Below are 23,421 nucleotides of genomic sequence, written 5' to 3'. Positions count from 1 at the left end.
GTAAAATTTTTAGATAACAATTTTTACTTTTTCAAAAATATATGAAAGGCATATTATTAGTCAATCTTGGCTCGCCAGATAGCCCAAACCCTAAAGATGTAAAAGAATATTTAGGCGAATTTTTAATGGACGAACGTGTTATAGATGTTCCTCTTTGGGCAAGGACCCTAATAGTAAAAGGCATTATTTTAAATACCAGACCCAAAGCATCTGCAGCTGCCTATCAAAAAATTTGGTGGGAAGAAGGGTCTCCACTGATAGTTATTTCAGAAAGATTGCAAAAAAAAATACAGCATAAGGTAGAAAACTATCCTGTAGCTTTGGCTATGCGCTATGGAAGCATGACCATAAAAAAAGGGCTTCAGGAATTGGTGGATAAAGGTGTGGATGAGGTATTGCTAATTCCGTTATATCCACAATTTGCCATGGCAACTACCGAAACCATTTTGGTGTTGGCCGAGCAAATTAGAAAGACACATTTTCCAAACATTAAAATTACAGATTTCCCAGCTTTTTATAATAATCCAGATTATATAGAAGTGTTGTCAAACAGTATCTCAAAACATTTGGAAGGTAAAACTTACGAACATTTGTTATTCTCTTATCATGGCGTTCCAGAGAGGCATATTTTTAAAAGCGATGTTACAAAATCCCACTGTAAAATAGATGGCAGTTGCTGCGCCACTCCTTCCAGTGCGCATGAATTTTGTTACAGGCATCAATGCTTGGAGGTTACCAGATTGGTTGCAAAAAAATTGCAATTAAAAACAGGAACCTACTCCACCAGTTTTCAGTCCAGATTAGGATTTGATCCTTGGTTACAACCTTATACAGATAGAACCATAGAGCGTTTGGGGAAACAAGGCATCAAAAACATGGCTATTGTTACTCCTGCTTTTGTAAGCGATTGTCTGGAAACTTTAGAGGAAATAGCTATGGAAGGACAAGAAATTTTCCATGAAATTGGTGGGAAGGAATTTACTACCATTCCTTGCTTGAATGATGACGACCCTTGGGTAGAATTGCTTTCAAAATGGATCATGAATTGGGCAGAACCTAGTATAGCAGAACGCGTTTAATGGCAAAAGTATCTTCACAGGATCTGGGCACACAACCTATAGGAAAACTTCTTATTAAACAAGCAGTTCCTGCCTCTATTGGTATTTTGGTGATGTCGCTTAACATTCTTGTAGATACCATTTTTGTTGGAAATTGGATTGGCGCCACAGCCATTGCAGCCATAAATGTGGTCTTACCGGTTTCCTTTTTTATTGCAGCCCTGGGAATGTCCATTGGGATAGGAGGTTCTTCCATAATCTCTCGTGCTTTGGGAGGAGATAAAACAGAAAAAGCATTAAAAACTTTTGGGAACCAAATTACCTTAACACTATTGTTTACGGTAACTTTGGTTGTGTTTGGTTTATATTATGTCGATGCCATTATTCCTGCCTTTGGAGGGAAAGGAACAATTTTTGAACCAGCAAAAATTTACTATAAAATCGTGCTTTATGGTGTACCTTTTCTAGCCTTGTGCATGATGGGAAATACTGTTATAAGAGCTGAAGGGAAACCCAAATTTGCTATGTATGCCATGATGATTCCATCGGTTGGAAATCTCGTGTTGGATTACGTATTTATCAATTTGATGGGCTATGGAATGGAAGGTGCAGCTTGGGCCACAACAGCATCCTACTTGTTGTGTTTTGTCTTTATTTTGTGGTTTTTTGCCTCTAAAAATTCAGAATTAAAAATTAAGTTTTCGCATTTCGGACTTCAAAAAATTATTGTAAAAGAAATAGGGTCTTTAGGTTTTGTAACACTTGCAAGACAAGCTGTTGTAAGCATTACCTATCTTTTTATGAACAACATTCTTTACGATTTGGGAGGGGAAACTTCGGTAACCTCTTACGCCATTGTGGGAAGGATGCTCATGTTTGCTTTGTTTCCTGTTTTTGGTATCACACAAGGGTTTTTGCCTATAGCTGGGTTTAATTATGGAGCTGCTAAATTTTTAAGAGTACGATTGGTTATCAATACAGCCATAAAATACGCTGTGATTTTGGCAAGCATGATATTTGTGCTGCTTATGGTGTTTCCAGAAGCCATTACCAGGTTGTTTACACATGATGCCGAAGTTATAAAGGAAACTCCCAGTGCCATGCGTTGGGTTTTTGCAGCAACACCTATTATTGCCATTCAACTTATTGGGGCAGCTTATTTTCAAGCTATAGGAAAAGCCATTCCAGCACTTTTATTGACCCTAACAAGACAAGGATTCTTTTTTATTCCCTTAATACTTATTTTGCCTATATTTTACGCCGAACTAGGCGTGTGGATGTCTTTTCCTATTTCAGATGTTTTGGCTACTATTGTTACTGCCTATTACCTAAATAAGGAAATAAAATCCACCTTAACCATAAAACCAGTTGAAAAAGAATAATTACATTTAAACTGTGGAATATTACAACTACATAAAATCGCTTCATCTTATATTTGTTATTACTTGGTTTGCAGGTTTGTTTTACATTCCAAGACTGTTTGTTTATCAAATTGAAGCTTTTCATAAACCGTCGCCAGAAAAAGAAATCCTTGGTAAACAGTTAAAACTAATGTCTAAACGTTTGTGGACCATCATTACTTGGCCATCGGCAATTTTAGCTACTGTTTTTGCTATTTGGTTGTTGGTCTTACAGCCACTATGGCTACAACAACCATGGATGCACGTTAAATTGGCTTTTGTTTTGCTGTTGTACCTGTACCATTTTAAAACACATTTGTACTACAAACAACTACAACAGGATGTGGTTAAAACATCCTCGAATTTTATGAGACTTTGGAACGAAGGTGCCACATTTATTTTATTTGCCGTAGTGTTTTTGGTGATCTTAAAAAGTGCCATAAATTGGGTTTTTGGGGTGGTTGGAATTTTTGTGTTAGGGATCTTGTTGATGCTTGGCTTTAAAATATACAAGCGCATGAGAGAAAAAAACCCGGATGTTTAATCTGTAAACCTTAAAGACTTCAAATTAAAATTTACAAAGCCTAAAGTGCATTTGGTTTGATTATTGTTATATTTATCACAGCACAATTCTTACTATGTACTTAGGAAAACTTTCTTTACGACTTCGCTTGTTTTTGGCTATGATTTTGCTGGTGCTCTTGGCTTCCATTCTAATTGCTGCAGTAACTATTTATCAATACAACGAAGAAGCTAGGGATTACCACAACGAAAGGTTGGAGCGTAAAGAAGAAAACATTAGGGAAAGTATTAATTATGCCATAAAAAAAACCACCTATCCGGTTACTACCGAAACCATGCCTTTAATTTTTAAAGAAGAAATTTATGAAATTGCAGCCATTCACAAACTGCAAATAAACCTTTACGATTTGGATGGTGGGCTTATTAAATCTTCCAGAGCCACCTTTGAAACCGATTCCTTAACAAAATGTTTAAGTGCTGAAGTTTTAAATGCTTTATCCAATACTGTAGAACATAGGTTTGTTAGCAAAACGGTAGAAAACGACGAAGTATTCCTATCTTCATACACTTATATAACCGATAAAAAATTTAAACCTTTAGCCATTTTAAATTTGCCTTATCTGGAAAACGATGATTTTTTAAACAAAGAGTTGGACGAGTTTTTAGAGAGGCTGGCTTATGCCTATTTGGTGATGCTTATCATAGCCATTAGTTTGGCTTATTTCCTGTCTAAATACATTACCAAATCACTTAAAACCATAAGTGATAAAATGAATGAAATCAGGCTGGAAAAACAAAACAAAAAAATAGACATAGAGTCATCCAGCGAAGAGATAGCAGCACTTGTAAAATCTTATAACAGCATGATAGATCAACTTGAGGAAAGTGCTGTAAAATTAGCAACCAGTGAACGTGAACAAGCTTGGAGAGAGATGGCAAAACAGGTTGCACATGAAATTAAAAATCCCTTGACTCCCATGCGTTTGACTGTGCAGAGTTTTCAAAGAAAATTTGATCCCAACGACGAGCACATTCATCAAAAAGTAGAAGAATATTCCAAAACCCTTATTCAGCAAATAGATACCATGAGCTCCATTGCTTCGGCATTTTCAAACTTTGCTAAAATGCCTGCACAGCAAAACGAAATGTTGAATGTGGTTGAGATTACACGTCTAGCTCTAGATATTTTTAGTGAAGACTATATTGTCTTTAAATCTGACAGAAAAGACATTAAAGCAAAATTTGATAGAACCCAGCTTATTCGTGTCATTACCAATTTGGTGAAAAATGGTATTCAGGCCATTCCTAACGAACAGGAAGATAAACGTATTGTTGTTCGTGTTTCAGAGGAAAACAATCATGTTGTTATTGAAGTTTCAGATAATGGCATTGGTATTTCCGAAGAAAATAGCCAAAAAATATTTGAGCCTAAATTCACCACCAAATCCAGTGGCATGGGACTTGGGTTGGGAATGGTAAAAAACATTGTGGAAACTTATCACGGAAGTATTACCTTTACATCTCAAAAAAATGAAGGGACTGTCTTTAAAGTAATCTTCCCTAAATAATAAAATATAAATTATTGTTACTCTGAGCCTGTCGAAGAGTCTTTATAAAATTTAAAAAAATGACTTACGAAAATATCTTAGCAAACTTCCAAAACGGAATGACCACCATTACCATTAACAGACCCAACAAATTGAATGCCTTAAACAAAGGCACCATTCAAGAATTGCACGATGCTCTGGATGCTGCCAATACAGATACCAAAACCAAAGTAATAATTATTACTGGAAGTGGCGACAAAGCTTTTGTTGCTGGAGCAGATATTAGCGAGTTTGCACATTTTGATGTGGAAAATGGAGGTAAATTAGCTGCTAAAGGTCAGGAGTTATTATTCGATTTTGTTGAAAACCTATCCACGCCTGTAATTGCAGCAGTGAACGGTTTTGCACTTGGTGGAGGTTTGGAATTGGCCATGGCTTGTCATTTTAGAGTGGCTAGCGATAACGCCAAAATGGGATTACCAGAAACTTCTTTAGGCGTTATTCCAGGTTATGGTGGCACACAACGGTTACCACAACTAGTTGGCAAAGGTCGTGCTATGGAAATGGTTATGACTGCTGGCATGATAGATGCCAATACAGCACTTGATTTTGGATTGGTAAACCATGTAACCACCCAAGAAGAACTTTTACCACTTGCCGAAAAAATTGCTGGTAAAATTATGCGAAACTCTTCAGTAGCCATTAAAGGTGCCATAAAAGCTGTTAACGCAAACTATAAAGATGGTGTTAATGGATTTAAAATAGAGATTGAGGAGTTTGGAAACTGTTTTGGAACCGAAGACTTTAAAGAAGGAACCACTGCCTTTCTGGAAAAACGTAAGGCTGATTTTCCTGGGAAGTAAAAAACATAATTACTTTTCCCCTTCCCATTCGGCATAAAATTGTTCTAAAAACCCTTCCATATATTCATGGCGTTTTTGGGCTATTTGTTTGCCTGTTTTAGTGTTCATGAGGTCTTTAAGCAACAATAGTTTTTCGTAAAAATGATTGATGGTTGGAGCCGTGGATTTTTTATAGGTTTCTTGGCTCATGTTAAGGTCTGGTAAAATATCTGGATTGTAAAGCGCTCTGTTTTTAAACCCTCCATAATTAAAAGTTCTGGCAATGCCAATGGCTCCAAGGGCATCTAATCTATCGGCATCTTGAACCACATCCAGTTCTGGGGATTTAAATGTTTTTGAAGGATTTAAAGAAGAACTATAGGATATGTTTTCAATAATGTTGATGACATGATCTATAACCTTTTTTTCAACTTGAATGCTGTTTAAAAAATCTCGAGCTAATTTAGGACCAAGCGTTTCGTCTCCATCATGGAATTTGCTATCAGCAATATCATGCAACAATGCGCCAAGTTGTACCACAAAAACATCTACCTCTTCATTTTTAGAAATAAGTGAGCAATTATTAAATACCCTAAGGGTATGAAACCAGTCATGACCACCTTCGGCATGTTTCAGGGTCTCTTTTACAAACGCAATGGTTTTTTCAATTTGTTCTTTTTGATTCACGAAACAGATTCTTTCTTTCAGATTGAGCGCAGTCTAAATATCACTTTATGGATGAATTAGACTTAAACCGACAATTATTGATTGGTTAAACAGCAGGTTCCACCCATTTAAACTGATACGAATTTTCCGGGATTTTCATACGTTCAGAAAGTCTTATCAATCGCGATGGTAGTTTCATTAAATAATCGCGTGCTTTTTCGGCTTCATCAGAAAGGTTGGTAATTTTATCTATTTCCCAACGTTTTAAAAGTTTTTCCAAAATCTCCACATAATCGGTTGAGGTATATACACCAATGCGTTGAGCTGTGTTGGAAAACTCTTCGAAAGCTGTTCCTATTTTTCCTCCAGATTCTCTTAAAAAATGTGCAGGCATGGTAATTTTTAATTTCATCATATGCTGAAAAGCCATCATCATTTGATTGGGATCCACTTTAAAAATACGTTCCACAAATTCGCAATAGGCGTGATGATGCCTCATTTCGTCCCCAGAAATAATCTTACACATTTTGCTTAATTGCTTATTGCCTTTGTCTTTAGCTAATTTAGCCACGCGATTGTGTGAAATATATGTGGCCAATTCTTGAAAACTGGTATACAGAAAGTTTTTATATGGATCTTGGTCTGTGCCTATATCAAAACCATCAGCAATAAGATGTTGTGTGGTTTTTTCAATTTCTTTCATATTCACTCTCCCAGAAAGGTATAGGTATTTGTTTAACACGTCTCCATGTCTGTTTTCTTCGGCTGTCCAATGCCTAACCCATTTTCCCCAAGAATTCCTTCCCACTTGGTCCACACCTTCCACGTCCATAAGCCAGGATTCGTAAGTTGGCAAAGCCTCTTCGGTAATCATGTCTCCAACCAAAACTACCCAAAAATCGTAAGGAAGTTCTTTGGAAAGCTCTCTAATTTCTTTCACTTCCTCCATAAAGTTCTCACCTTCAGAATTGGGCAAAAAATCGGTTGGTTGCCAGATATTATCTATGGGTATCAGGTATTTTTCTATTAAGGAATCGACGTCTTTTTCCAAATACTGCATCACTTCCAATCTCACATTTTTCAACGACATAATTTTAGGTTTTAAGGGGTTATGCTGGAGCCAATTGCTTTTTCAATTTGCTTGATTAACTCCTGCTTATCTTCAAAGTTACTCAATTTTAAAGGTTCGTGAACCGTTAATTGGATATGATTTCCAATTCCCATAGGAAATTTACCATATCTTAACATTTTCCAGGAATTGTTAATGGTAATGGGAACAATGGTTGCCGATGGGATTTTTTTAAATAGCATTTCAAGTCCTTTGGTTTGAAAAGGCTTGGGTTGTCCATTTTTACTGCGTGTGCCTTCTGGAAAAATAACTGCTGCCCGCTTGGTTTTTTCTATGTATTCCCCAAATTTCATAATGGCAGGCAAGGATTGTCTGGGATTTTTTCTATCGATTAAAACAGAGCCTCCATGACGCAAATTATAAGACACACTTGGAATGCCTTTGCCCAATTCCTGTTTGCTGATGAATTTGGGGTGATGTTTGCGCATATACCAGATAATACAAGGAATATCGTACATGCTTTGATGGTTGGAAACTATAATTAGAGGTTGGCCCGTTGCAACTTTATAAGGATTGGTAAAAGTGTAGCGCGTTCCTAAAATATTGGTGCAGCGCATGATAAAAAACTGAAGCCAATCCACACTTTTTTTATGTGCTTGATATCCTAACACATTAAAACAAAACCACTGTATGGGATGAAACACAACCAATGTCAGTAAAAAAAACACTGCGTAAATGGATGTTAAGATATAGGCGACAAATTTTTGCATCTTACAAAATTAGATGTTTGAAAAGTAAAGACAAAAAAACCACGACAAAAATCGTGGTTTAATATTTTTATACAGAATATTATTTTAGCAATATTCGTTGTAAGCATCAATTAAATTTTCAGCGATAACTTCTGCTGGACGACCTTCAATATGATGACGCTCTAACATGTGAACCAATTCACCATTTTTAAAAAGCGCCATGCAAGGCGAGCTTGGAGGGAATGGGATCATGTGTTCTCTAGCTTTTTCAACAGCTTCTTTATCAACACCTGCAAAAACGGTTACTAAATGTGTAGGGCGTTTGGCGTTTTGAATGCTCATTCTTGCTCCTGGACGCGCATTTGCTGCAGCACAACCACAAACAGAGTTTACCACAACCAAAGTAGTTCCTTCTTTTGCCAAGGCAGATTCTACAGCTTCTGCAGTATGTAATTCTTCAAAACCAACTTTGGTTAAATCTTCGCGCATGGGTTTTACTAATTCTGCTGGATACATATCTTATAAATTTTAGATTATTGTTTTAAAATACAAAGATACCAATTGTGTAACAAAGTATATAAACAAACTACTAACAAATAGTATATTTACCCAAAATTTAATATTGTAATAATTCGGATGTTGCGAACCAAGCAAACACCCTACACGTTTTTTGGGTGTCAGGTAATCAATACAGGTTTGTGCAATACATAAAAGTTTAAAGATAGAATGAGTTTTTCAAAGTGGATTGGTGCTGCCATAGGTTGGTCTTTAGGTGGTCCTATAGGAGCTATTTTAGGCATGGCTTTAGGAAGTGTTGTAGATGGTTTTTCAAACGGAAGCATAAAAGTAGACACACAAAACCCCTATGCTAGAAGAAGGCAAACCAAGTCTGGCGATTTTGAAGTGAGCCTGCTTATTCTTTCCTCTATAGTGATTAAAGCCGATGGCAAACAGGACCAAAGGGAACTGGATTTTGTGCGTCAGCAATTTGTTGGCATGTATGGAAAGGAACGAGCCAATCATGCTTTTAAATTGTTTAAAGGAATAAACAAACAAGATATTCCTACAAGACAGGTTTGTTTGCAAATTCGGCAAATGATGGATCATCCATCACGTTTACAGTTGCTTCATTTTTTATTCGGAATTGCCAAAGCCGATGGCATTGTTTTGGAAAGTGAAGTAAGCTCCATTCAAACCATAGCCAATTATTTAGGGATAAGCCATGCAGATTTTGAAAGTATCAAAGCCATGTTTTATAACAGTAGCGACAATGCCTATAAAATTCTTGAAATATCAAAACAGGCAACGGTTACAGAAATTAAGGCAGCTTATAGGAAAATGGCCAAAAAATACCATCCAGATAAAGTGGTCCACTTGGGAAAAGAGCACCAAAAAGGTGCAGAAGAAAAATTCAGACAGGTCCAAGCCGCTTATGAACAGTTGCAGAAGGAGCGAGGGTTTTAGGATAAAAGTGTTATATTTACAATTATAGTTAACATGCAGTTACTTATTTGTGTTATTAGTGTTTTCTAATTCAATTTATTATGAAACAGCTACTTTTTTTCGGTTTAATCATGTTTCAATCTATTGCCTTTTCACAAATAGAAATGGTGCCTGGAACTTATCAATTTAGCTTTGAAGGTTCCAATGGAACTTTTGGTGAAACAATCATTTTACATCCAAATGGAAGCTTTAATATCCATAGTGTAAAAAAGTTGGATGGTTCAAATCCACCGGAAATCAATGCTTACGGAAGAGGCACTTGGAAATTGGATAAAAAGATTGTTTATTTTACAGCCACTGATGCCGATTTTGATGCAAAATTCAATTTAAACTTGAATCATACCCAAGCACGATTTCATACAAAATCCCATCGAGATACTACTAATCGTGAGATGGCAACAACGATACAAATAATCAAATCCGATATATCTTGGTTAGTGGGAAGGAAGTTAATAAAGCAATAGGTCGCGCAATACAAAGCTTGAAATATGTTTTGATATCAACTAAAACTTTTTAACCCCTAAACAAAAAGAAATCGTCTTTCATGTCTTCTATTTGAGCGTCTTCATTTGTAATGATGTAATCGATTGCTTTAGACGTGAATTCATCTCCTTTTTGAGTTAGAGACACAATCTTGTTGTTAATTACAATCATGTTGTTTTTAAGCGCAAGATCCAGAACGGTTTTAGCCCTTACTTTTTGCCAATTGATATGTTCTTGAAGATGATTAACATGTCGTTCACGTTCTTCAGAATGATTTTTTAAATGAAGTAAAAAAGTTAACAACGAAACTTCAGTACGTTGTTGCTTTTCCCGATACATGACGGCAATTAAACCTTTGTTTGGTGCAAACAAATAGATAATTAAAAACAATATGCCCAACATGGTCGTGATGGAACCAGCAATGGAAGCATCCAACCAATGAGCTAACCAATAACCTGAAATAGCACTAAAAACACCAAAAGCTATTGCAAGTCCAAGCATTTTTTTTAAATCTGTGGTAAGTAAATAGGCACTTGCTGCAGGAGCAATCATTAAAGCCACGACCAGAATGGCTCCAACTGCATCGAAAGCACCAACGGTTGTTATAGATGCCATCGTCATTAATCCATAATGTATTAAAGCAGGCGAAAACCCTAAAGAAGCTGCCAGACCAGCATCGAACGTGCTTATTTTAAGTTCTTTAAAAAAAGCGATTAATAAGCCTATGGTTATGGCCAAGATGGTTCCAATAACCCATAAAGATTTTGGGCCTATATCAGCTCCTGCAATAATAAGCCTGTCAAAAGGAGCAAAAGCTAATTCGCCCAATAATACTGCATCCACATCTAAATGAATGTCGTTGGCATTTTTAGCGATTAAAATCACACCTATGCTAAACAGTGCAGGAAACACCAAGCCTATAGCTGTATCTTCTTTTACCAATCCTGTTTTTTGAATCCGTTCCACCAAAACAACTGTTATAATTCCTGTTAAGGCAGCCAATAAAATGAGTAAAGGGGAATTGAGGTCTTGTGTAATAAAAAAGCCAATAACAAGTCCTGGAAGAATGGAATGACTTATGGCATCACTAATCATGGCCATTTTTCTGAGTACTAAAAAAGTACCTGGAATAGCACAAGCAATAGCTACCAAGCTTGCAATTAATTGTATTTCTATTTGTGCACTATTCATCTTTTATAGCTTGTTGATTGTATAAATTGGCAGCAGTTTCAAAGCCTTTTTCTGTTAAACTCCACATGGTTCCATCTAAGGTCACATAATTTTTATCTACTAATTTTTGAAGGGTTTTGCGTGTATAGCCTTGAAAATTATTTAATATTTTTATGGTATGTGGATGCGAGATATCCTCGTGGGTCTCTGCAATGTGGTACATGAATGCCAGGGTTTTTTGCAGTTCTAGGTCACGTCTGTTTGCAATAAATCTAATTTGACTGAAAAGCAAGCCTCGACTAGGTGAAAAAATAAAGGAAAATATCACAAAAACAGAAGCAATTATAACAATTACAGGTCCTGTGGACAAATTGTTTTGACTGGCACTAATGGCAGTTCCCAAAACACCAGAAAATGCGCCAAAAACGGCAGCCAAAACCACCATCTTAGACAAGCTGTTTGTCCATTGCCTAGCAGCAGCAGCAGGAGCCAACAACATGGCGCTCATTAATACAACACCTACTGTTTGCAATCCCAAAACAATAGCCAAAACAATAAAAGATGTGATAAGGATATCAATGAAACTGGTGTTAAAGCCTAAGGTTTTTGCATAATCTGTATCAAACAAAAAGAGTTTGAACTCTTTCCAAAAGAACAACAAAACAAAGAGGCAAAGACCTGTAATAATTGCCATTAACCACACATCGCTTTCAACCAAAGTTGCTGCTTGACCAAACAAATATTTATCCAGTCCAGCTTGGTTGGCGTTTGGTTGTTTTTGGATGAATGTTAGCAATAGCATTCCAAATCCAAAAAATAAGGAAAGTATTAAACCTAAGGCTGTATCAGATTTTAAATGTGTTTTGGCAATAATGCCACGTATCCAAAAAGTTCCAATGAGACCACTTATCAATGCGCCAACAAGCAAGGTGTTGCTATCCTTGGATCCAGTAATTAAAAACGCGATGGCTATTCCGGGAAGTGCAGCATGAGAAATGGCATCTCCTAGTAAACTTTGTTTTCTCAATACGGCAAAACTACCAAGCATACCAGTAACGGCACCAAGAATAGCTGTTCCCAATGTGATGGTTCGTAAAGTGTAATCATTAAAAACCAGTTCTATGTATTCTTTCAAGTCCATTGTTTCTGTGAATGCAGGAATCTTGCCCTTTCTTCGCAAACATTTTTTATGTGTTTGTGTTTTTTATTATAATATCAATCAAGACATTTTCATTTGAGCATGCTTGTAAACTACGATTGTAAACCAACAACCAATCACTCTTGAATACTTACTTTATAATTGATACCGTAAGTTTTGGTTAAATTATCATCATTGAAAATGTCTTTAACAGGTCCAGTTGCTATTTTTTTTACATTTAAAAAAGTCACCCAATCAAAATATTCTGGAACGGTTTGTAAATCGTGATGGACCACAATCACAGTTTTTCCAGCTTTTCGTAAATCCTTTAAAATGTTAATAATGGCAACCTCAGTAGTGGCATCGACGCCTTGAAATGGTTCGTCCATAAAATAAATGGATGCGTTTTGTACCAAGGCACGAGCTAAAAAGATACGTTGTTGTTGGCCACCGGAAAGCTGACTGATCTGTCTACCTTTAAAGGGTAACATGCCCACTTTTTCCAAAGCCTCCAGAGCTGCTTTTTTTTCTTTTTGTCCTGGACGTTTAATCCATCCCAAACTGCCATAGGTTCCCATCATTACAACATCAAGGGCTGTGGTGGGAAAATCCCAATCCACACTTCCTTTTTGAGGCACATAGGCAACTAATTTGCGTTGTTCGTCATATGGTTTTCCATAAATGCTTACACTTCCAGCTATAGGTTTTAAGATGCCCAATATGGCTTTGATTAAGGTGGATTTTCCTGCACCATTTGGACCCACTATAGCCATAAGGACGCCTTCAGGAATTTCTAAGTCTATATCCCAAAGCACAGGCTTATAATTGTAGGCAACTGTTAAATCGTCTACTTGTACTGCTATATTTCCTGAGGAAAGAGGACTGCTTTTTTCTACTATCTTATTTTCCACTTATCCATTTTTTATAGATTCTTTGCTTAGCTCTAAATGATATATTTTTCAAATGGGTCTTATAATAAAAGCCTCAATATTCTGGTGAGAACTGAAAGCTTTTTGACTTATTTTAAAGCATTTACAATTGTATTCACATTGTATTGAAACATCCCAATATAGGTGCCTTCCATGCTTCCAGAATTTCCTAAAGCATCAGAATAGAGAGTACCTCCTATACTTACGTCATGACCTTTTGATGTTACAGCAGCTTGTAAAGCCTCAATGGTTCTTTTTGGTACAGAACTTTCCACAAATATGGCTTTTACTTTTTTATCAATAATAAAAGTTGCTAATTTTTGAACGTCTTGAACACCAGCTTCCGTTGCCGTTGATAAACCTTGCAATCCAACAACTTCAAAATCGTATGCTTTTCCAAAGTAGCTAAAAGCATCGTGAGCAGTTACCAAGATACGTTTTTCTTTAGGAAGTGTTTGGATGGTAGCTGTTATCTCTTTTTTTAGAACTTCTAATTTTTTAATGTAATTTTTAGCATTTGTTTCGTAGAACAACTTGTTTTCTGGGTCTGTTTTTGATAATTGGTCTGCAACATATTGCGTGATTTGAATCCAATAATCTATATTGAACCAAATGTGTGGATCGTAATTGCCAGGAAATAACTCTGATGCAATTAGGGTTGTTTTATCCAAAGCATCAGAAACCGCTATGGTTTTAATATTCTGACGACTCATTTTCTCGAAAACTTCAACTAATTTTCCTTCAAGATGAAGGCCTCCATAAAATATAATATCGGCATTGGCCAATTTTGAGACATCACCTTCGCTAGCCTTAAATAAATGAGGGTCGACACCAGAACCCATTAAACCTTGAACATTTATTTTTTTCCCACCTATATTTTTCACCAAATCGGTTATCATGGTTGTGGTAGTTACTATGTTTGGCTTGCCGTTGGTTGGTTGGTTGTTTTTGCAGCTCAAAACAGCTATAAAAGCAAATAGTATAAAGAGTTTTTTATTCATGGTTTTATTTCTTTTTAGTTGGTATTCTAAAGCTTTCTCCTGCACTTAACAATAAATCCGGTCCTTTGGTAATGCTTGTTCCAACAGTAGCATCTAATTGAAAGTTGTTAGATATTAAATAGGTAAAACCGGCATCCCACAGATGTTTGGCTTTACTGTTTTCTGGAAGATCCCCATATATTTCTATGTAGGCGCCTATTTTTTTATTTAAACTGTGCCCATAGGCTATTGTATAAGCATAAGAGGCTTCAGGAGAGTCGTTTCCCCAAGTGGCTCCAAGGTTGTAGGATAGGCTTGATTTTTCAGATAAGGTATGTGCAAAGGCAAACCTGAAATCTATTCCGGTGGTATTGGGTTTATAGTCTGATCCGGCCATAAATGGTAAATATAAATGACCTAATAGGGCTATTTCAGGAAACCAGTCTTTCTCTTTGGCAATACTTGTTTTTATTCCTAAAAGTAAAGGGTTAAATCCGCTTAATTTGTCTTTTGGGTTTTGACTATTCATTTTGGTTTCAACAAAATCCCAGCCCAAACGCAGTTCTAGATTATTAAGTAGGCCATATCGAACTAGGGTGGTGTTGTAAGTAACATATTCGGTTTTAATGCTGTAGTTGTTAAAACTCTCATAGGCAGCACCGGCTTCAAATTGCAAAAAACCTTTTGGAACCAGATTAGCAGATTCCGTTTGGTCCGGTCTATCTGTAGTAAGTGCTTCCATAACTTCCTTTTCTTGTGAAAAAGCCACCCATTTCACTACAAAAAATGCCATGCTTAAGGTGAGGTTTTTAGCTGGAAATTTCATTGACATATATAATATTTGTAAAATCTTCATTTAGTACAATGTTGTTATTTTTAATGGTGATTTGAGTCATTTTATTTTTACTGAATTGTTTGGTAACCAAAATGGGGTTTCCATATTTTAACCCATTTAAGGCACAAAAATCAAAAAATTCCTTATCGTCGCTCATAAGTCTTGAAATAACATATGTTTTTCCTTCTTGAGTATTTGAAAGTGCCATGGATGTGTCTATAGTTGTAATCTCCCCATTGGCATTAGGTATGGGGTCGCCATGAGGATCGAATTTAGGATTGCCTAAATACTCACTGATCCTATCGGCCAAGAAGTTGGAGGTAGCATGCTCCAAGAGTTCTGATTCCCTGTGTATTTCATGCAGTGACATGTCGAACAATTTAAATAACAAGGCTTCCCAGAGACGATGTTTCCTAATTACATTTAAAGCCATTTTTGTACCTTCATCTGTTAATTGAAGCGCTTGGTATTTTTCGTATTGCAACAGGTTTTTTGAAGCTAATTTTTTGGCCATATCAGTTGCTGCAGCATTGGAAATGCCAAGTTTTTTTGCAATGTTTCCTGGTTTGGTATCGTTCGAGTCGTTATTGTCATTTTTGTAAATGGCTTTTACAAAATTTTCTATGGCTACAGACATTTATTTGTGCTTTAAATTAAATTTAAGTAAGCTTAAATATTAATCAAAGGTAGCTAAATTAATGGTTTTGGCAAAAGAATTTGTAAATTCACAACGTAAAATTTTCGAGTTTAAATGAAACTTTATTTAATAGCCTTATTTGTTTTTTTATCAGGACACCTGGTTGCACAAGATTCAACTACTGTTGAGGTCCCAAAAATTTTAGCAAAGTTGCCTTTGGGAAAAACCTATACCTTAGACCAAGTTGAGCTTGTTTTTGTGGATGTATTGTCAGATTCGCGCTGCCCAAAAGATGTGACTTGTGTTTGGGCTGGTCAAGCTGTGGCTTTGGTTGAAGTATACAAGGACCAGGTTTTGATTGAAAGAAAAGAAGTTGTTTTTGACCCTGGAAAAAACACCAATTTAAACCTTAAGACCTTATGTGCTTATAAAGATCTAAGGGTTTTGGCCAATAACTTGTTGCCCTATCCAGAACAATCACAGGAAAAGATTAAAAAAGAGGCTTATTATTTGCAGCTGGAAATAAGTTATTAGTGACAGTTGTCGCAGTCGTGATTCCCAAAGTCTTTTTTCGATTTCGATTTTTTCCAAAAGAATTTCTTTACCAAAAATAGTAAGGCTAAAAAGAGCGCAGCAAAAGCCAAGATATTTTGAAACAAGTCATTCATATACTGTTTGTCGCTTTTTGGGTTGAAACCTTAAATTAATATTTGGTAGGTAATTAAAGCTACCACATAAGCAAAACCACTCATTAGCACCAACTGTAAAATGGGCCATTTCCAACTGTTGGTTTCCCGTTTTACTATGGCAAGTGTACTCATACACTGCATGGCAAAAGCATAAAAAAGCAACAAAGATATCCCAGAAGCAAAATTAAAGAGAGGTCCTCCTAAAATAGGATTTACTTCTCCAGCCATCCTGTTTTTTATGGTTTCTTCTTCGTCGCTACCAACGCTATAAATAGTTGCCAAGGTTCCAACAAAGACTTCTCTGGCAGCAAAGGAGCTTACAATGGCTATACCAATTTTCCAGTCGTAACCCAAAGGCCTTATAGCTGGTTCTATGGCTCTTCCTGTTAGGCCTATAAACGAATATTCCAATTTTTGAGATGCAATTTCGTTGTCCAATTCTTCTTGGGTTAAATTTTGGGACGCAAATTTTTCGGTTACAATTTCTTCAGCATTGTTAAACTGTTCGCCAGGTCCATAAGATGCTAAAAACCATAAGACAATTGAAATGGCCAAGATGATTTTTCCTGCTCCAAATACAAACGATTTGGTTTTTTCTACAACTGTCAATGCCACATTTTTCATTAAAGGCAATTTGTAATTTGGCATTTCAACAACAAAAAACGATTTGCTTTTAATTTTTAAAATTTTATTCAAAATCATGGCAGAAACCAAAGCAGCACCAAAACCAATTAGGTACAATAACATTAGGGTTAAAGCTTGATAGCCTAAACCAAGAAACCTTCCTTCAGGAATAACCAGCGAAATAATAATCAAATATACAGGTAGCCTTGCCGAGCAGGTGGTAAATGGTGTTACCAAAATAGTAATTAAACGTTCTTTCCAGCTTTCAATGTTTCTGGTAGCCATAATGGCAGGAATGGCACATGCTGTTCCCGAAATTAAAGGTACTACACTTTTTCCACTAAGTCCAAAACGTCTCATGCCACGATCCATTAAAAAGACCACACGACTCATGTAGCCGCTTTCTTCCAGTATGGAAATAAACAAAAATAAAAAGGCAATTTGCGGGATAAAAATAACAATGCCACCAAGACCAGGAATAATTCCTTCAGACAACAAATTGGTAAAGGTACCAGCCGGTAAGCTGTCTTTGGTCCATTCGCTTAAAGAGGCAAAGGTGGAATCTATAAAATCCATTGGCACAGCAGACCAATCGTAAATGGCCTGAAAAATGGTAAAAAGAATGACCAGAAAAATGGCATAACCCCAAACTTTATGGGTTAAAATCCTGTCCAGTCTAATGCGCAAATCCTTGGCAGTGCTTAGGTCTATGGTTTGACCTTTTTTAAGCGTATTGTTTATAAACTGATAGCGTTTTATGGTTTCTTTTTGCTGTAAACGTTTTAAATCGGCTTTGGTTTTCGTTTTAAAATCGGCAACAGCATCAATTTCATTTCTATCTGTTTTCCCAAAATTTACATCTTGTGTGATAACCAACCAAAGTTTGTAGAGTAATTGGTTGGGAAAGGCTTTTTGAAGGTTATCAAAATAGTCCTTATCTATTTCCGAAGCATTTAAGCAAGGTGTTGTTGAAAGGTCTTTATAATTAAAGATAAGTTCTTTTAAATTGTCAATCCCTTGTTTTTTTCTTGTGCTTACAAGGGCGATTTTGGTTTTAAGTTGCTCCTCTAAATATGGAATGTCTAAAGAAATACCTTTGTATTTCATTCTATCAGACATATTAATGACAAGAATGGTAGGTATTTCCAAATCTTTTATTTGTGTAAATAAAAGCAGGTTGCGTTTTAAGTTTTCAACATCACTAACCACAACTGCCACATCTGGAAAGTCTTTGTCGTTTTTATTTAAAAGCAATTCTATCACCACATTTTCATCCAGTGAAGAGGCGTTTAAACTATAAGTTCCAGGCAAATCTATAATATGGGCTTTAACACCACGAGGAAGTTTGCAAATACCTTCTTTTTTTTCTACAGTAATTCCTGGGTAGTTTCCAACTTTTTGGTTCAATCCGGTTAAGGAGTTAAAGACCGAAGTTTTCCCTGTGTTTGGATTTCCTATTAAGGCAACATTTATCTGCTTACTCATGGGTAATTTCTATTAAAATATGAATAGCAGTTTCTTTTCTAATGGCTAAGTGGGTTCCGTTAATGTTTAAGTACATAGGATCTGCAAAAGGTGCCATTTGAACAAGTTCAACTTCGTTTCCAGGCAAACAGCCCATTTCCAAGAGTTTTAAGGGAATGTAAATTGAAGAAACATCAGTAATGATGGCTCTTTCTCCTCGTTTAAGATGTGCTAGTGTTACTTGCAAGCTTATTTAGATTGATTTTAAAGAAGCAAAAATAAGGTAAAAAATCAGTCTAAAAAAATTGTGGACAAAAAACTATTTATATTCTTCTTTTAAGGTTTCAATATCTGCTATCAAGCGCGTAATATCTTCAGGGTTTGTACCATCGTAATAACCACGTATTTGACGTTTTTTATCTATAAGCATAAAGTTTTCGGTATGGATCATGTCGTATGCGTCACCATTGCCATCTGTTTTAACGGCCAAATAGCTTTTGCGTGCTAGTTGGTAAATTTGTTTTTTATCTCCAGTCACTAAGTTCCATTTGGCATCATTTACCCCTTTTTTAAGAGCATATTTTTTAAGTTGAGCTACAGAGTCAATTTCTGGGGTTACTGTATGTGAAAGCAACATCACATCTGGATCGTTAATGATTTCTTTTTGAATTTGTACCATATGGTCTGTCATGATTGGGCAAATGGTCTGGCAGGTTGTAAAGAAGAAATCGGCTACGTAAATTTTATCCTCATAAGTGTTTTGTGTGATGGTTTCACCATTTTGATTGGTTAAACTGAAATCGGCAATTTTATGATACTTCTTTTTATATTGAATGGTGCTATCTACCATTTCGGTATTTACCATAGCGGGTTGATAAATAGGCAAAGGCTTGTAAACATCAAAAATGTTATAGATAATTGAAACGATTATGATGGAAAGAACTGCAAAAACAATAGCGAAGTACTTATAATCTTTGAAAAATGAAAGCATGCACTCTAATTTTGAAACTTTTATGTAAGATTTATTTGCAAAAATACGACAGATAAGTGTTTAATTAGGTATTTTTAACATCTAAATATGTTATTGTGAAAAAAATATTTATCTACAGTTTTATCATTTTACCTTTTATTACGTTTGGGCAGGATTTTAAGGAATCCATGGAGTTGATTCGGGAAGCCGAAACAAAAGCAGCCTTAAACAGGATGCTTCAAAGGGTAAACTTAAATACAGGCAATTATGATGTAAAATATCATCGATTGGAATTTAATGTAAATCCATCACAAGCATTTATATCTGGCGATGTGACCACATATTTTGAGGCAAAAGAAAACTTGACAGATGTTACTTTTGAATTGACACAAAACATGGTTGTTTCGCAAGTGTTACAACGTGGAAACCCACTTTCCTTTGTTCAAAATACAGATGATGAATTGGTTATTACCTTGGACCAGGTTCAAAACACTGGAGTTTTGGATTCCTTAACCATTAGTTATTCTGGAAATCCCATAAGTTCCGGGTTTGGTTCTTTTGAGCAAAGTACCCATAATGGAGATCCAATAATCTGGACACTTTCTGAGCCTTATGGAGCTAAAGGATGGTGGCCTTGTAAACAGGATTTAATTGATAAAATAGACAGTATAGATGTTTATATTACCACTCCAGTAAACAATCCTTCAAACGAGGAATACATAGCTGTGGCCAATGGGTTGGAACAAAGTCAAACCATCAATGGGAGCAATAAAACCACACATTTTAGGCATCAATATCCTATTCCAGCTTATTTGGTGGCTATTGCTGTTACCAATTATTCGGTGTATACCCATACTGTGCCAAATAATGGAAATCCGTTTGAAATTGCAAACTATGTCTATCCGGAAAATTTGGTTTCGGCTCAAGCCAGTACGCCTATAACCGTGGATATTATGAATCTTTTCACCAATTTGTTTGAAGAATACCCATTTGCCAACGAAAAATATGGGCATGCCCAATTTGGTTGGGGAGGTGGTATGGAGCATACCACAGTCTCTTTTATGGGGAGTTTTGGGAGAAACCTGATTGCTCACGAATTGGCGCACCAATGGTTTGGCAACAAAGTTACCTGTGGAAGCTGGAAAGACATTTGGTTGAACGAAGGCTTCGCCACCTATTTATCTGGATTGGTTGTTGAAAATATAGATGGGAACAACTCTTTTATTAATTGGAAACAATCGTTAAACAATTCCATAACCTCTCAAAGTGGAGGAGCGGTTTACCTTACGGATACTGATACTTTAAGTGTGAGTAGAATTTTTAGTGGCAGATTAAGTTATAATAAAGGAGCCATGGTAACACATATGCTTCGAAAAAAACTGGGAGATGCTACTTTTTTTCAAGGCATGCAAAATTATTTAAGCGACACCAATTTATCTTATGATTATGCCAAAACAGAAGATTATAAAACTGTTATGGAAACAACCAGTGGACAAGATTTAACAGAGTTTTTTAACGATTGGATTTATAATCAAGGTTATCCAAGTTATAACATAGAGTGGAACCAGCCAAATGCAAGTCAAATTAGGATATCCATTTCCCAAACTCAAAGCCATCCTTCTGTTTCTTATTTTGAAGCACCTGTTCCCATAAGGGTATTAGGGACCTCAGGAGAAGTCTTGGATCTTGTTTTAAACAATACTACCAATAACGAAATGTTTTTAAGGGCAGTTACTTTTCCAGTGGATACCATTCTTTTTGATCCAGAATCAGATTTAATCTCCAGAAACAATACGGTTTCTTTAAGTGTGAATGCTTTTGAATTAGACAATCAGTTTACTATTTACCCCAATCCAACTTCTCAGGAAATAACCATAACAAAGCCTGAGAGTTTAACTGTCCATAAAATCAATGTTTACAACACCTTAGGTCAGCTATTAATTACAACGCCATGGTCTAATACAGTAGATTTGTCAACTTTATCTAATGGATTGTTTTTTGTGCAATTAGAAACAAATCAAGGTGTAATTAATAAATCCGTGTTAAAAAACTAGGGATTGCATTGGGAATAGTTTTCTAAATGATGCTAAAACACTACTTTTGCAAATTAATTTACATTAGAGAAGAATTTACATGGAATTTGTTATAAAAATATCTCAATTTTTATTGAGCCTTTCATTATTGATTGTTTTGCACGAATTAGGACATTTTATTCCTGCCAAACTTTTTAAAACCCGAGTAGAAAAATTTTATCTGTTTTTCGATGTTAAATTTTCTTTGTTCAAGAAAAAAATAGGCGATACCGTTTATGGAATTGGCTGGTTGCCTTTAGGAGGTTATGTTAAGATATCTGGTATGATAGACGAAAGCATGGACAAAGAACAAATGGCGCAACCACCACAACCTTGGGAGTTTCGCTCCAAACCTGCTTGGCAACGTTTAATTATCATGCTTGGTGGTGTGACCGTAAATTTTTTATTGGCCATTTTGATATATATAGGAATGAGCTATTTTTATGGAGACAGAATTTTGCCTAACGAGAATATTAAAGATGGGGTTTTGGTTGAAAGCACTGTCGCCAACAAAGCAGGTCTTTTAACAGGAGATAAAATTATATCGGTTGATGGGGAACCTATTGAAGACTTTTCTCAAATTTCAGAAAAAGTGTTGTTTGGTAAAAACATCACCATAGAAAGAGATGGACAACAGTCCACGGTTACATTGCCAGAGGATTTTTTAGCACAGCTAATAGATTCCAACGAAAAGAAATTTATAGACCTAAGGATGCCTTTTGTTATTGCTGAAGTACCAGATTCTTCTTTCAACAAAGGAACTGGAATACAAAAAGGAGATATTATTACAGGGTTTAATGATAAAAAAACAAAGTATATAGATGAGGTAATCCCAGCATTGGAAACTTTTAAGGGACAACAGGTTCAAGCTACTGTATTAAGGGATAATAAAGAGCTACAAATACCATTGACCATTAGTGAAGAAGGTAAATTGAGTTTGGTGTATGCCTCTGGAGCAACTCCAGAAACCTTGGAAGCCTTGGGTTACTATAAATTTGAAACCAAAAAATATGGATTTTTTGAAGCCATACCAGTTGGATTTGTAAAGACCAAGGAAAAACTGTCTTCATACATCACACAAGTAAAAGCCATTTTTACACCTAGTACTGGAGCCTATAAAGGTGTTGGCGGGTTTAAAGCTATTTACGATATCTTTCCAAACTATTGGAGTTGGCAGGTGTTTTGGAACATTACAGCCTTTTTATCCATTATGTTAGGCTTTTTAAATTTATTGCCAATTCCAGCATTGGATGGAGGTCATGTTATGTTTTTGCTTTACGAAATGGTTTCAGGAAGAAAGCCTGGAGATAAATTTTTGGAGTATGCCCAAATGGTTGGTTTTATCATTTTAATAGCTTTGGTTTTGTTTGCAAATGGCAACGATATTTTTAAAGCTATTTTTAATTAAATTTTTTTAAATATAGTTTGTAGTAATTAATAATTAAATTATATTTGCGCTCGCAAAAGCGAAAAAACACTCCTCCTTAGCTCAGTTGGTTAGAGCATTTGACTGTTAATCAAAGGGTCCTTGGTTCGAGCCCAAGAGGGGGAGCTTAATAAAAGAAAGCCCTTACAGAGATGTAGGGGCTTTTTTGGTTTTATGATTATGATACCTTGTGTTTACATATTACAATCCAAACAATTGAATCGGTTCTACATTGGTTACAGTTCCAATATAGATTTAAGATTGGAATTCCATAAACATCCAGACACAAGAAAATTTACAAGCAACGCAAAAGACTGGATTTTATATTACAAGATAGACTGTACCACAAAATCGCAAGCATTGGCCATTGAGGCACATATCAAGCGAATGAAGAGCAAAGTCTATATAGTCAACCTAATAAAACATCCAGAGATCACTACAAAACTTCTAGAGAAGTATCGTGACTGTTAATCAGAGTCCCGAAAGCTTTCGGGATTGGTTCGAGCCCATTGCTTGTCCCGATTCCTATCGGGAAGGGGAGCTTAACAAAAGAAAGCCCTTACAGAGATGTAGGGGCTTTTTTGGTTTTATGGTTATGATACCTTGTGTTTACATATTACAATCCAAACAATTGAATCGGTTCTACAT

The 23,421-nt window shown here is 36.0% G+C and carries 25 protein-coding genes and 1 tRNA gene; 13 read left to right on the top strand and 13 right to left on the bottom strand.

The features are described 5' to 3' along the window. Positions 1–41 precede the first annotated feature (41 nt). From hemH to AACY93_RS00110, 5 genes are all read left to right on the top strand, one after another. Complete coding sequence (gene hemH, locus AACY93_RS00130; RefSeq protein WP_286853143.1) at positions 42–1,079, top strand: ferrochelatase; 1,038 nt, start codon at positions 42–44, stop codon at positions 1,077–1,079. Beyond that, positions 1,079–2,440, top strand: a complete 1,362-nt coding sequence (locus AACY93_RS00125; protein WP_286853144.1) for an MATE family efflux transporter — start codon at positions 1,079–1,081, stop codon at positions 2,438–2,440. The genes hemH and AACY93_RS00125 overlap by 1 nt, the downstream gene beginning before the upstream one ends. 13 nt (positions 2,441–2,453) lie before the next feature. After that, positions 2,454–3,002 (top strand): CopD family protein, encoded by a 549-nt coding sequence (locus AACY93_RS00120; protein ID WP_286853145.1) that lies wholly within the window; start codon positions 2,454–2,456, stop codon positions 3,000–3,002. 94 nt (positions 3,003–3,096) lie between these two features. After that, complete coding sequence (locus AACY93_RS00115; RefSeq protein ID WP_286853146.1) at positions 3,097–4,548, top strand: HAMP domain-containing sensor histidine kinase; 1,452 nt, start codon at positions 3,097–3,099, stop codon at positions 4,546–4,548. A 59-nt stretch (positions 4,549–4,607) separates the two neighbouring features. After that, on the top strand, positions 4,608–5,390 hold the full coding sequence (locus AACY93_RS00110) for an enoyl-CoA hydratase-related protein (protein WP_286853147.1): 783 nt from the start codon (positions 4,608–4,610) through the stop codon (positions 5,388–5,390). Between the two features lie 9 nt (positions 5,391–5,399). Here the strand turns inward: AACY93_RS00110 and AACY93_RS00105 are convergent, their stop codons facing one another. The 4 genes from AACY93_RS00105 to AACY93_RS00090 all read right to left on the bottom strand — a co-directional run bounded on the left by AACY93_RS00105 (position 5,400) and on the right by AACY93_RS00090 (position 8,369). Beyond that, a complete protein-coding gene (locus AACY93_RS00105; protein ID WP_286853148.1) occupies positions 5,400–6,056 on the bottom strand; it encodes an HD domain-containing protein in 657 nt (218 codons plus the stop codon). An 85-nt stretch (positions 6,057–6,141) separates the two neighbouring features. Then, positions 6,142–7,125: an acyl-ACP desaturase gene (locus tag AACY93_RS00100; protein WP_286853149.1), complete on the bottom strand. Its 984-nt coding sequence runs from the start codon at positions 7,123–7,125 to the stop codon at positions 6,142–6,144. 11 nt (positions 7,126–7,136) lie between these two features. After that, positions 7,137–7,874: a lysophospholipid acyltransferase family protein gene (locus AACY93_RS00095; protein ID WP_286853150.1), complete on the bottom strand. Its 738-nt coding sequence runs from the start codon at positions 7,872–7,874 to the stop codon at positions 7,137–7,139. Between the two features lie 84 nt (positions 7,875–7,958). After that, positions 7,959–8,369 carry a BrxA/BrxB family bacilliredoxin gene (locus AACY93_RS00090; protein ID WP_286852631.1) on the bottom strand — a complete coding sequence of 137 codons (411 nt, stop codon included), beginning with the start codon at positions 8,367–8,369 and terminating at the stop codon, positions 7,959–7,961. A 210-nt stretch (positions 8,370–8,579) separates the two neighbouring features. Here AACY93_RS00090 and AACY93_RS00085 point away from each other — a divergent pair, with 210 nt between their 5' ends. Both AACY93_RS00085 and AACY93_RS00080 read left to right on the top strand, forming a co-directional pair. Continuing rightward, the gene (locus AACY93_RS00085; RefSeq protein ID WP_286853151.1) at positions 8,580–9,317 is read left to right on the top strand and encodes a TerB family tellurite resistance protein; all 738 of its coding nucleotides are present in this window, start codon (positions 8,580–8,582) and stop codon (positions 9,315–9,317) included. A gap of 80 nt (positions 9,318–9,397) precedes the next feature. Next, the gene (locus AACY93_RS00080) at positions 9,398–9,820 is read left to right on the top strand and encodes a hypothetical protein (protein ID WP_286853152.1); all 423 of its coding nucleotides are present in this window, start codon (positions 9,398–9,400) and stop codon (positions 9,818–9,820) included. A gap of 49 nt (positions 9,821–9,869) precedes the next feature. Here AACY93_RS00080 and AACY93_RS00075 read toward each other — a convergent pair whose 3' ends face one another. The 6 genes from AACY93_RS00075 to AACY93_RS00050 form a co-directional block, all read right to left on the bottom strand. Continuing rightward, entirely contained in the window at positions 9,870–11,030 is a 1,161-nt protein-coding gene (locus tag AACY93_RS00075; protein ID WP_286853153.1) for a metal ABC transporter permease, read from the bottom strand. Beyond that, a complete protein-coding gene (locus tag AACY93_RS00070; protein WP_286853154.1) occupies positions 11,023–12,150 on the bottom strand; it encodes a metal ABC transporter permease in 1,128 nt (375 codons plus the stop codon). Before AACY93_RS00070 ends, AACY93_RS00075 begins: the two co-directional genes overlap by 8 nt. Positions 12,151–12,284: 134 nt before the next feature. After that, complete coding sequence (locus AACY93_RS00065) at positions 12,285–13,058, bottom strand: metal ABC transporter ATP-binding protein (RefSeq protein ID WP_286853155.1); 774 nt, start codon at positions 13,056–13,058, stop codon at positions 12,285–12,287. A gap of 107 nt (positions 13,059–13,165) precedes the next feature. After that, positions 13,166–14,077 (bottom strand): zinc ABC transporter substrate-binding protein, encoded by a 912-nt coding sequence (locus AACY93_RS00060; protein WP_286853156.1) that lies wholly within the window; start codon positions 14,075–14,077, stop codon positions 13,166–13,168. Between the two features lie 4 nt (positions 14,078–14,081). Next, a complete protein-coding gene (locus AACY93_RS00055) occupies positions 14,082–14,888 on the bottom strand; it encodes a transporter (RefSeq protein WP_286853157.1) in 807 nt (268 codons plus the stop codon). Continuing rightward, on the bottom strand, positions 14,866–15,528 hold the full coding sequence (locus AACY93_RS00050; RefSeq protein ID WP_286853158.1) for a metal-dependent transcriptional regulator: 663 nt from the start codon (positions 15,526–15,528) through the stop codon (positions 14,866–14,868). The genes AACY93_RS00055 and AACY93_RS00050 overlap by 23 nt, the downstream gene beginning before the upstream one ends. Positions 15,529–15,642: 114 nt before the next feature. Here AACY93_RS00050 and AACY93_RS00045 point away from each other — a divergent pair, with 114 nt between their 5' ends. Then, positions 15,643–16,062, top strand: coding sequence for a hypothetical protein (locus AACY93_RS00045; protein WP_286853159.1), 420 nt, complete (start codon positions 15,643–15,645; stop codon positions 16,060–16,062). Positions 16,063–16,226: 164 nt separating this feature from the next. Here the strand turns inward: AACY93_RS00045 and feoB are convergent, their stop codons facing one another. From feoB to AACY93_RS00030, 3 genes are all read right to left on the bottom strand, one after another. Next, positions 16,227–18,326: a ferrous iron transport protein B gene (feoB, locus tag AACY93_RS00040; RefSeq protein WP_286853160.1), complete on the bottom strand. Its 2,100-nt coding sequence runs from the start codon at positions 18,324–18,326 to the stop codon at positions 16,227–16,229. Continuing rightward, positions 18,319–18,552: a FeoA family protein gene (locus AACY93_RS00035; RefSeq protein WP_040491273.1), complete on the bottom strand. Its 234-nt coding sequence runs from the start codon at positions 18,550–18,552 to the stop codon at positions 18,319–18,321. The genes feoB and AACY93_RS00035 overlap by 8 nt, the downstream gene beginning before the upstream one ends. Before the next feature lie 72 nt (positions 18,553–18,624). Then, positions 18,625–19,296, bottom strand: coding sequence for an SCO family protein (locus AACY93_RS00030; RefSeq protein ID WP_286853161.1), 672 nt, complete (start codon positions 19,294–19,296; stop codon positions 18,625–18,627). Positions 19,297–19,391: 95 nt separating this feature from the next. Here AACY93_RS00030 and AACY93_RS00025 point away from each other — a divergent pair, with 95 nt between their 5' ends. The 5 genes from AACY93_RS00025 to AACY93_RS00005 form a co-directional block, all read left to right on the top strand. Beyond that, the gene (locus AACY93_RS00025; RefSeq protein ID WP_286853162.1) at positions 19,392–21,329 is read left to right on the top strand and encodes a M1 family aminopeptidase; all 1,938 of its coding nucleotides are present in this window, start codon (positions 19,392–19,394) and stop codon (positions 21,327–21,329) included. 79 nt (positions 21,330–21,408) lie between these two features. Then, positions 21,409–22,755: an RIP metalloprotease RseP gene (gene rseP / locus AACY93_RS00020; RefSeq protein ID WP_286853163.1), complete on the top strand. Its 1,347-nt coding sequence runs from the start codon at positions 21,409–21,411 to the stop codon at positions 22,753–22,755. 70 nt (positions 22,756–22,825) lie between these two features. Then, positions 22,826–22,899 (top strand) — tRNA-Asn (locus AACY93_RS00015). A 54-nt stretch (positions 22,900–22,953) separates the two neighbouring features. Continuing rightward, positions 22,954–23,244 carry a GIY-YIG nuclease family protein gene (locus AACY93_RS00010; RefSeq protein WP_287005763.1) on the top strand — a complete coding sequence of 97 codons (291 nt, stop codon included), beginning with the start codon at positions 22,954–22,956 and terminating at the stop codon, positions 23,242–23,244. Continuing rightward, the coding region (locus AACY93_RS00005) for a hypothetical protein (protein WP_339610727.1) at positions 23,234–23,421 on the top strand (188 nt) is incomplete at its 3' end. The genes AACY93_RS00010 and AACY93_RS00005, both read left to right, overlap by 11 nt.

It is taken from the genome of uncultured Xanthomarina sp. (assembly GCF_963971605.1).
Lineage (GTDB): Bacteria > Bacteroidota > Bacteroidia > Flavobacteriales > Flavobacteriaceae > Xanthomarina > Xanthomarina gelatinilytica.
Note: the sequence above shows the minus strand (reverse complement) of the source record. Positions and strands in the feature narration are given on the sequence as shown.